Source organism: Neisseria sp. P0021.S005 (assembly GCF_051956955.1).
In genome coordinates this window covers 1-2,322 of sequence record NZ_JBQCWY010000481.1, presented here as the reverse complement: position 1 = coordinate 2,322, position 2,322 = coordinate 1, and the positions used below count along the sequence as shown (strand labels likewise).

The window sequence follows — 2,322 nt, the reverse complement described above, 5'->3', positions numbered from 1 at the left end:
CGGTAACATAGCGTTGGCCGACCAAGCTTGCGCTCCAGCAGCCGCAGTTGCTTTTGTATTCTGCACCGATGAGCATTTCCAGCGGTTTTTTGGCTTCGATTTCGTAGTTGTAACGGGCGACGGCGTACAGGTTTTTACTCAACGGCCATTGGGCGGCAAGATCGACTTGGCTGAGCCTATCGTAGAAATAGTCGCCGTTGGCTTGCAGATAAATGCGTTCGTTGCGTCCGTATTTGTAGCGCGCGCTTAAGACTTTGCCGGGTTCGGGGTTGTAGGTAATTCCTGCGGCGTAGCTCTCGGCACGGCTTAGGTTTTGGTTGTAGTGGATGTCCAAATCAATGCGTGTGCTCGGAGTAAGGTTGCCGTGTGCAAAGGCTACCCAGTCGGATTGGCTGCGCGGATAATTACTGACGTTGCCGTCAGGCAGGACGTTGTCTTTTTTGAAATAAAACTTCTGGCCGATGCCTGCACGGAAGAGTTCCGCACCGGTGTTGGGGTTGAGGATGCGGCTTTGTGTGGCCAGCGTCAGGCTGTTGGCCGAATTGATGCGGTCGTTGCCCGAATACAGGTTTTCGCGGAACAGCTGCGAGTAGGTAAAGCTGTTTTCGGAGCTGTCGAAATTGGGCAGGTCGTTTTGGGACTTGGTCGGAATGTAGTTGTAAAACAGGCGCGGTTCGAGCGTTTGGAGGTATTCTCCGCCGAAGAGACGGGCCCTGCGCTCGAAAGTCAGGCCGCTGTCGACGTTGATGATCGGCAGGACGCGGCTGACATTGCGGCCGCTTTGGCCATTGAAGCTGTTGAGGCTGTAATAAGTGGCGTGTACGCCGACTTTAGGTCGGATGTAGCCCCATTGGTTGTGGAAGTCCCATTTGACGCTCGGGTAGAGCACCACGCGGCTGCCGTCTTGCTTGGTATCGTGGTCAAAACGGGTAAATTGGCCGAACACGTTGAGTTGCGCTTTGCCGAGATGGTTTTGCCAACGGCCGGTCAGACGGGGCATGATGGCATAAGGCTCGTCTTTATAACCGTCTTGGTTGGCAAGCGTTTGATATTTTTGTACGCGCAACGAGCCGTCGAAGCTGCCGCCTAGCAGTTTGTCGCTGTAATTGAGCCATGCTTGACGGTCGAGGTTGACGTTGCGCGCGATGTCTTCGCGGCCGTAGAAGTCGCGGTAGTAATCGTCATCGGAAACTTGGTTGTAGTTGATGCCGCCGCTGATTTTGCTGTTCAGCTGCTGCTGGTGTTTCCATTTGAACTGGTAGCGGTTGTTGTGGACGCTTTTTTGGTCGTTGGGCATCCAGTCGCCATCGACTTCGCCGCTGTAATTCGGTTGCAGATAACGCACTTGGCCGCCCAGTTGCACGCCGCGTTTGCTGATAATGCCCGGACGGATGGTGGCATCCAAATTCGGTGCAAGGTTGAAGTAGTAGGGCAGGCTCAGCTCCAGGCCGTCTGAACCTGTGGCAATAGTCGGAACGAGCAGGCCGCTTTTGCGGTTGCCGTTGATGGGGAAGTCCGCCCAAGGCGTGTAGAGGACGGGGACGCCGCCGAATACGAGCGAAGCGTGTTTGGCTACGCCGATACCTGTCGATTCATCGGCTTCAATGCTTTGTGCTTGGATATACCAGCTGGCGTCGCCGGGCGAACAGGTGTTGAATTTGGTATTGATGAGCTTGTAGAGGCCTTTGCCTTTGAGTTCGGCTTTTTCGCTGACACTTTGAAGGCGGCGGCCGCCTTGTTCGGTATTGAGGCGTACGGCAGTGCCGGAACCGGTTTGGTCTTTGAGGTTGTAAACCAATTGATCGCCGGATACGGTCGAACCGTTTTGATACAGGGTGAAGCGGTCGCCGGCGGTAACGGTATCGGTGGCTTGGTCGTATTGCGCCCAATCGGCATTGAGAACATCGGCATTGCGCTCGACAATGACGTCGCCTTCGGCACGGACGCCGACTTGGGTCTGACCTTCTATTTTATCGGCGTTGACGCGGGTGTAATCGGCAGGCAGTGCAGGCTCGCCGCTGCGTTTGATTTCGGCGGTTTCGGCCGGCTTGGCATCTTCGTGGTCGCAAAACAGGCAAGTGCTGCCCAAGGAAAGCGGATCGGCTTCGCTTTGGCTGGTTTTTACCGGTTTGGATGCGGCGGTGTGGGCAGGGGTATAGTCTTCCGCCTGCGGAACAGAAGCATCTTCCGCGCGTACGGCTGTTGCGCCAAAGCCCATAATTAAGGCGAGTACCAAGGGTTTGAGTGAAAATAAACGAGCCAAAATCGCCCCTTAAATCGGTTTGCCAGTTAGAATAGCGGTTATTGTAACCTGAAATTCTG

1 protein-coding gene is annotated in these 2,322 nt (G+C 55.0%); it reads right to left on the bottom strand.

What is annotated here, in order from left to right; translation table 11 throughout:
- On the bottom strand, positions 1-2,263 hold a 2,263-nt coding region (locus ACTHUE_RS15835; protein WP_440423963.1), incomplete at its 3' end, for an LPS-assembly protein LptD.
- Positions 2,264-2,322 lie beyond the last annotated feature (59 nt).